This window comes from Mycobacterium sp. (assembly GCF_032159565.1).
Taxonomy (GTDB): Bacteria; Actinomycetota; Actinomycetes; order Mycobacteriales; family Mycobacteriaceae; genus Mycobacterium.
Map to the genome: position 1 here is coordinate 1 of NZ_JAVHWR010000121.1, position 7,204 is coordinate 7,204.

Sequence of the window (7,204 nt, forward strand, 5' to 3'; positions counted from 1 at the left end):
TCTTGCCCATCGCGATCGCGTCGCCCACGCGATTGACCGCGGAACACTGGCTGATCCGCAGCGCGGCAGCGACTTCCGCCGCGATCTCCTCGATGGTGTCCATCGCCCAGTCGTCGCGGCCGCCTGCCTCCCTCAATCGCAACCGGTACAGGGCGTAGATCGATGCCAGGCCGTCGGCCGCGGCCCGGTTCTCCGCCCGCGCCGATGCGCAGATGCGGTCCACCAACGACCGGGCGGCGATATCGGACTCTTCGAACATGTGTTCGACACTACGCCAGGATGGCGACAAGTTTGCGAAGCGCTACCGGCCGATCATTGCGTGCAGCTCGTCGACGGACCACGGCGGCGAGTCCCGGTGGTCGCGGTAGCCGATGACGGCTGGCGTCTGACGCGCGAATTCACCGACGAATCCGCCTGCACCGATGAAGATTCGGCCCGTGATGTCTTCGGCCTCATCGCCGGCGAGATAGGCGTATATCGGCGCCGCATACTCCGGTGGTGGAGCGTCGAGCGCCGTTTGGGTGCTCACGTCGTCGAGCAGGCCTCTGTGGCTCAGCGCTCCGATGTGCGCTTCGTACTCCGGGCCGGTCGACAGCCGTGTCTTGGCGCCGGGGCACACCACGTTCGCCCGAACTCCGTGCTCCTTGAGCTCGGCGGCGAGTGCGAGCGTCAAGCCGTTGACGCCGCCCTTGCCCGCCGGGTATCCGGTGCCGCCGTAGTCGCCGAGAAAGGCGAACGAGCTGGTGTTGATGATCGCGCCGCCGCCCTGCGCCACCATCCTGGGTGCTGCTGCCCGACATGTCTCGAACGTCGTGACGAGGTGCGCATGGATCAGATCGCGAAACTGCTCGCTCGACACTTCGAGGATCGACTCGCTGGCCAGTCCTGCCCTGCCCGCGCAGTTCACCAGGATGTCAATTCGCCCGAATTCGGCTATGCAGCTGCCGATCAGCGCATCGGCAGTCGCGGGGTCCGCCGGTGAGCCGGCGTACGCGACCGCGCCTTCGATCCGGCTGGCCGCTTCGGCTGCGGCGTCGGCGTCACGACCGTTGACCACCACACCCGCGCCCCGCTCGGCGAGGAGCACGGCAACCGCCAACCCGATCCCGCGGGATCCGCCGACGACGACGGCGCCGCGACCGGACAGCGGAGCGCTAACTGCCCTCGCCGTCCGTGACGGGCTTCATCATCTCCATGTTCCAGAAGCCGCGCAGGTTCGTCAGCAGGCCGGCATCGTTGACCTTGTACGTGAAGATGCCCCGCACGCCACTCGCGGTGCCGTTTTCAAAGGTGAAGCGCAGCCGCAGGATGTGCGCGACTTCGTTGGGTGAGCTCGACGGGAAGGTTTCCTCGCAGGCGATCGTGATGGTGGCGAGGCCGACGCTCTTCTCCCACCACTCCGAGACGCCGTCTTTTCCGGCGACTCCCGTGCCGTCGGGGTTCGTGTAGGCGGGGCCGACCGGGTCCTCGATGACGACGTCGTCGGTCATCAGCGCGAGCCAGCCCTGCTTGTCCTTGGCCTGGACGCAACGCCATGAAGCCTGGGAGGCCGTCAGCGCAGGAGACTGCTCGATTGTGTCCTGGGACATGGTGTTTCGCTTACCGGTCTGCGTCGGTGTAGCGGATCACACCGCGGATGTTGCGGCCCTCCAGCATGTCTTTGTAGCCCTCGTTGACCTGCTCCAGCTTGTACTGCCGGGTGATCATGTCGTCGATGTTCAGCTTGCCCGCCTTGTACATCGACAGCAACTGGGGGATGTCGAAGTGCGGATTGCCGCCGCCGAAGATGGTGCCCTGCAGGTTCTTCTGCATCAGCGTGAGCATCGCGAGGTTCAGCGTCACCTCGGTGTCGAGCATGCTTCCGATCGCCGTGACCACGCAGGTGCCGCCCTTGGAGGTCAGGTTCAGGTACGTGTCGACGTCCTTGCCGTCGAGCTCTCCGACGGTGACGATGACCTTCTTGGCCATCAGGCCCGCGGTAACCTCGGCGACGCCCGCGAAAGCCGACTCGATGTCCGGATATGCATGCGTGGCACCGAACTTCAGCGCAGCATCGCGCTTCCACTCGACCGGCTCGATGACGAATACATTGCGCGCACCCGCATTGACCGCGCCCTGTAGCGCCGACATGCCCACTCCGCCGACGCCGATGACGGCGACGTCGTCGCCGGGGCGGACATCACCGCTGCGCACCGCGGACCCGTAGCCCGTCGTCACGCCGCAGCCGACCAGGCAGGCCACCTCGAATGGGATCGACGGATCGATCTTCACCACCGAGCTCTTGTGCACCACCATGTAGGGGCTGAACGTGCCGAGCAGCGTCATCGGGAAGACCGGCTGCCCCTTCGCGTGAATGCGGTGGGTCCCGTCCGACACCGCCGTCCCGGTGAGGAGATACATGCCTAAATCGCAGAGGTTGCGCATGCCCGCCTGACAGGAGGGGCACGTGCCGCAGGACGGGATGAAAGACAGCACGACGTGGTCGCCCGGCTCGAGGCCTTCGACGCCAGGGCCGACCTCGGTGACGATGCCCGCGCCCTCATGTCCGCCCAGAACCGGGAAGCCGCCCATCGGGATGCCGCCGGTGACCAGGTGGTGGTCGGAGTGGCACATCCCCGACGCTTCCATCTGGATCTTGACCTCGTCGCGGACGGGGTCGCCGATCTCGATCTCCTCGATCGACCACGGCTGGTTGAACTCCCAGATGAGAGCGCCCTTTGTCTTCATCCGTTTTGCCTTCCGTTAGAGCCAGTGAGGCCAGACTAGAACCATTAGTTAGATGGGTCACAAGCACCCCCAAGCAACCGCTTGGCCGGGCGTCACCAGATCGGGACAGGCGCCTCACCCAGCGGGTAGTAGCCAGGCAATTTCTCCCCGGCCACGGAGCGCTCGATCCGCTTCTTCATGCCCTCGCTCAGGTCGCCGGAACCGATGAGCTTGCCGAACATGTAGGCCACGTGGCCGAAGTCGAAGAAGTCGCGCTGCCACTCGATCTTGAGGTGGTCGGTCAGCCGGAACCAGCTTCCGCCGATGCCGTAGATCTCGTCGCGTGCTCCGTCGGCCTTGTTGACGATCTGCTTCCAAAAACCGACGACCTCGCCGAGCTTGTCGTCGATGAGCACCTTCTGGTACTCGTAGTTCCAGTTCTCCAGGCCTTCCATCTCGAGGCCCAACGCGACGTCGCGGATCTCGTCGCGGCCGACGCACATCACGTCTTCCTTCGGCCCGATGTTCCAGCCGTAGGTGGCGTCCTCGGTGTAGAAGTCCGCCAGCGGCTTCCAGTCGCCCTTGCGTTCGGCCTCACGATTGGCATCTAGCCAGCGTTCGACCCACTCCTCGAGTTGCTCACGGGTGAAGGACGCCATTGTCTACTCTTCCTCTTCTTTGATGGACAGTGCTTGCGTGGGACAGGCCCACACCGCTTCTTCGATCTCGGCCCGGTCTTCTTCCGGCGCGGTGTGTTTGAGGATTTCGACCTTGCCGCGTTTGGGCACCTTGAAGTAGTTCGGGGCCTCCAGCTCGCACATGGCGTGGCCTTGACAGAGGTCCATGTCGACTTCGATTTTGATGCCCACGATCGTCGCCCCTAGGTCCGCCTGCGGTAGCGGGCTTTGGCCGGACGGGCCAGCTGGACCACCATCTTGGAGTGGTCGTTGCGGTAGGAGTCGGCGGGCTGTGCCATCTCGAACTCGTACTCCCGCAACAGGACCGAGAAGATCGCCTTGATCTGCATCTGGGCGAACGCAGCACCGACGCACCGATGCCTGCCCGCGCCGAACGGAATCCATGTCCACCGGTTGACCATGTCGGCCTGTTCCGGCTTGTTGTAGCGGTCCGGAATGAACGCGTCGGCGTCGGGGAAGTCCTCGGAGATCCGGTTGCTGATGGCCGGGGAGGCGGCGACGAAGTCACCCTTGTGGATTCCGAAGCCCTCCACCTCGAACTCGCCTTGGGCGACGCGCATCAAGATGATCAACGGCGGGTGCAGCCGGAGGGTCTCCTTGACGACGTTGTCCAGCTCCGGAATTTGCCGCAGCGCATGGAAACTCACCTCCTGACCGTCGGCGTAGAGCTCGTCGAGTTCGCTCTGCACTTCGGCGTAGGCGTCGGGATGGCGGATCAACTCGATCAGCGTCCATGCCGATGTCCCCGAGCTGGTGTGGTGTCCCGCGAACATCAGCGAGATGAACATCCCGGTGACTTCGTCGGCCGAGAACCGGGAATTGCCGTCTTCGTCCTTGATCGACACCAGCACGTCGAGCATGTCGCGGTCGGCTTTGTCTTTGGGCGGGTTGGCCACCCGGTGGTCCATGATCTCCTGCACGAGCGCAACCAGTTTCACCCGCGCTTCGTCGCGACGTTTGAAGCTCTCGATCGGTAGGTACGGGTCGACGTAGCAGAGGGGATCGGTGCCGCGTTCGAGGTCGTGGTAGTACTCCGCGAACCGGTGGTCGAGCTGATCGCGGAACTTCAGCCCGATCAGGCATGCTGTCGAGGTGTAGATGGTCAACTCGGCGAAGAAGTCGAGCAGCTCGATCTCGCCCTGGGGTCCCCAGTCGGCGATCATCTTCTTGACTTCGCCCTCGATGGTGGCTGCGTGCCCCTTCATCTGCTCGCCGCGCAGTGCCGAGTTGTGCAGCATTTCCTTGCGCCGCTCGGGGCTGGCGTCGAACACCACGCCCTCGCCGAAGATCGGCGTCATGAACGGGTAGGCCTCGGCCTGGTCGAGATCCTCGTCGGCGGAACGGAAGAAGAACTCGTTGGCCTCGGCGCCCGACAGCAGGATGACGTGCTTGTCGACGAGCTGGAACCAGCCGACATTGCCGCATTCGTCGCGGACGCGCTTCATCAATCCGATCGGGTCGGTCCGGAACTCTTCGAGGTGGCCGTGCTCCTCTTCGCCGCCTGAAACGCGTGGAACCATCGCTGTCGTCACTGGTCTGGCATCTCCTCTTCACTCAAGGCCAGTTTCTGGCGGTTCTTGTCGTCGGCCAGCGGCGCCTCGGGTTGAAGCTCCATGTTGGCGATGTAGCCGCCCCGCGGTGTCTCGGCGACGAACACGATGGCGCGCGCGAGATCTGCTGCACGCAAGAAGTAGTCGTGGCGGGCCTGACCCCATTTGGCCCAGTCCTCCAGGGCCGGTCCGATCTTGTCGGCGGGCAAACTCCAGCCCATGCCGGTCTTCGTCGGACCGGGGTGGACTATCGACGCCCGCACGCCGGTGCCCTCGAGTTCCATCTGGTAGTTGGTGACCATGGCGATCAGGCCGGCCTTGGCTGCGCCGTATGCGCCCATATGCGGTCGCTGGCGCAATGACACGTCCGACCCGACGAAGATCAGGTCGCCGCGCTGCCGGTCCATCATGCCGGGAAGCATCGCCGCCGCCAGCCTGTTGGCTCCCACCAAGTGGATCTGTAATTGGGAGTTGAACTCGTCGGGCGTGATCTCGTCGAGCTTGCCGAAAAAGGTGTCACCGGCTCCGGCCACCAGGATCTCGATATCACCGAGCGCCTCCACCGACTGCGACACAAAGGCTTTGACCGAGTTCGGGTCGGTGACATCGAGGTGGAAGCCGACGGCCTCGCCGCCGTCGGCCTGGATCTTGCCGACGAGCTCAGCCAGCTTCTCCACCCGGCGCGCACCGAGCGCAACCGGAAACCCGCGGCCGGCGAGCTCGATGGCGGTGGCTTCACCGATGCCCGACGATGCGCCCGCGACGATCGCGGGCCTGCGGTCGGGCAGGGGTTCGAAGCGCGGCATTTACACGACCTCCACGGTCATCGGCAGGTGGGCGAATCCGCGGACGCTGCTGGAGTGGACGCGGACGGCGTTGGCCTCGTCTACTTCGAATCCGCGGATTCGCTTGAACAGCTCGGCGAGCGCCACTCGAGCCTCCATCCGCGCCAGGTGCGCGCCGAGACAGAAGTGTGCGCCGCTGCCGAAACTCAGTAGGTTCGAACCGATCTCACGACCGATGACGTAGTCGTCGGGATCGTCGAACACCCGCTCGTCGCGGTGCGCCGAGCCGGGCAGCAACAACAGGATGTCACCGTCGCGAATGGTGGTGTCGTAGAGGTTCAACTCACCTGCGACCACGCGAGCCAGCAGCTGACTGGATGTGTCGTAGCGCAGAGTCTCTTCCACCCACAACGGAATCGTGTCGAAATCCTGATACAGCGGAGCTAGCTGATCGGGGTTCCGATGGCCCCAGAATGCTGCGTTGGCAAGCAATTTGGTGGTCGTCTCGTTGCCGGCGATCACCATGAGGAACAAGAACCCGAGCACTTCGTCATCGGTCAGCCGGTCACCGTCGATCTCGGCCTCGAGGAGCGCGGTCGTCAAGTCGTCCGCCGCCTTCCTGCGACGGTCGGCGATCATCTCCTGGTAGTAGACCATCAGGTTGATGGATGCCTCGATCGCGGACTGAGGTACGTCGTTGACACCGTCTTCACGGTGCATGACGCCGTCAGCCATGGCCCGGATGCGGTCCCGGTCCTGCACCGGCACGCCCATCAACTCGGAGATGACATCCATCGGCAGCTTGCCCGCGAATTCCGCTACGTAGTCTACCGTTTCGCCGGCGGCGGCTCTCTCCAGCATCGCGTCGAGGTGCTGGATCGCCAGTTCGGTGACGCGCGGTTCGAGTTCCCGGATTCGCCGCGGCGTGAACCCCTTCGAGACCAATGTGCGCAGGCGCAAGTGTCCGGGATCGTCCATCGCGAGGAACGACATGGTCTTGCTCGCGTGCGGCCCGCGGGAGATCGGATCGAGTGAGACGCCGTCGCGGTTGGACAACGTCGTGCTGTTGCGGAAGCCTTCCCGCACGTCCTGATGGCGCGACAGCGCCCAGAAGCCGAGTTCCTCGTTGTAGTAGAGCGGGGCGTCGTCGCGCAACCGCTTGTAATAGGGGTACGGATCCTCGTGGAAGTGGTAGTCGTACGGGTCGAGGATCACGTCGCTGGTTGGCACGGTCACCGAGAATCCCGGTCCTCTCGAAGGCTTCTGTTCATCGATCTTCTCCGAGGATTAGACCGACCACGTAGGTGAGTCGGTCGGCGATCTCGCGATAACTGACATAGCCGCTGCCGGCATGAACCAGTGCCCCGAAGTACGTCATCTCGAGCGCCGACACGGTGCGCGGGTCGGCGTCGGGGCCCATCGCCGAGCGGATGCGGCGGTGGATCTCGGCGCCGATGCGGTCGCG

9 protein-coding genes and 1 pseudogene are annotated in these 7,204 nt (G+C 64.4%); all 10 read right to left on the reverse strand.

Annotated features, from left to right (window positions below; genetic code table 11):
- Positions 1-259 (reverse strand): DUF222 domain-containing protein (locus QOC76_RS14885; protein ID WP_526357607.1); only part of this gene is annotated, 259 nt, incomplete at its 3' end.
- Between the two features lie 42 nt (positions 260-301).
- Positions 302-1,147, reverse strand: coding sequence for an SDR family NAD(P)-dependent oxidoreductase (locus tag QOC76_RS14890; protein WP_526357613.1), 846 nt, complete (start codon positions 1,145-1,147; stop codon positions 302-304).
- A gap of 7 nt (positions 1,148-1,154) precedes the next feature.
- A complete protein-coding gene (locus tag QOC76_RS14895; protein WP_526357608.1) occupies positions 1,155-1,589 on the reverse strand; it encodes a nuclear transport factor 2 family protein in 435 nt (144 codons plus the stop codon).
- 10 nt (positions 1,590-1,599) lie between these two features.
- A complete protein-coding gene (locus QOC76_RS14900; protein ID WP_526357609.1) occupies positions 1,600-2,727 on the reverse strand; it encodes an NDMA-dependent alcohol dehydrogenase in 1,128 nt (375 codons plus the stop codon).
- A 92-nt stretch (positions 2,728-2,819) separates the two neighbouring features.
- Positions 2,820-3,365 (reverse strand): nuclear transport factor 2 family protein, encoded by a 546-nt coding sequence (locus QOC76_RS14905; RefSeq protein ID WP_526357610.1) that lies wholly within the window; start codon positions 3,363-3,365, stop codon positions 2,820-2,822.
- Positions 3,366-3,368: 3 nt separating this feature from the next.
- On the reverse strand, positions 3,369-3,578 hold the full coding sequence (locus tag QOC76_RS14910) for a ferredoxin (protein WP_526357614.1): 210 nt from the start codon (positions 3,576-3,578) through the stop codon (positions 3,369-3,371).
- An 8-nt stretch (positions 3,579-3,586) separates the two neighbouring features.
- Complete coding sequence (cyp51, locus tag QOC76_RS14915; protein ID WP_526357615.1) at positions 3,587-4,924, reverse strand: lanosterol 14-alpha demethylase; 1,338 nt, start codon at positions 4,922-4,924, stop codon at positions 3,587-3,589.
- Between the two features lie 8 nt (positions 4,925-4,932).
- Positions 4,933-5,760 carry an SDR family oxidoreductase gene (locus tag QOC76_RS14920; RefSeq protein WP_526357611.1) on the reverse strand — a complete coding sequence of 276 codons (828 nt, stop codon included), beginning with the start codon at positions 5,758-5,760 and terminating at the stop codon, positions 4,933-4,935.
- Positions 5,761-6,975, reverse strand: a complete 1,215-nt coding sequence (locus QOC76_RS14925; RefSeq protein ID WP_526357612.1) for a cytochrome P450 — start codon at positions 6,973-6,975, stop codon at positions 5,761-5,763.
- Positions 6,976-7,006: 31 nt separating this feature from the next.
- Positions 7,007-7,204 (reverse strand): annotated as a pseudogene (locus tag QOC76_RS14930) (TetR/AcrR family transcriptional regulator); the annotation flags it as partial.

Coding starts and splice junctions, on each gene's coding strand:
- QOC76_RS14895 (WP_526357608.1), bottom strand. CDS start 1,589: ATGTCCCAGGACACAATCGAGCAGTCTCCTGCGCTGACGGCCTCCCAG.
- QOC76_RS14900 (WP_526357609.1), bottom strand. CDS start 2,727: ATGAAGACAAAGGGCGCTCTCATCTGGGAGTTCAACCAGCCGTGGTCG.
- QOC76_RS14905 (WP_526357610.1), bottom strand. CDS start 3,365: ATGGCGTCCTTCACCCGTGAGCAACTCGAGGAGTGGGTCGAACGCTGG.
- cyp51 (WP_526357615.1), bottom strand. CDS start 4,924: ATGGTTCCACGCGTTTCAGGCGGCGAAGAGGAGCACGGCCACCTCGAA.
- QOC76_RS14920 (WP_526357611.1), bottom strand. CDS start 5,760: ATGCCGCGCTTCGAACCCCTGCCCGACCGCAGGCCCGCGATCGTCGCG.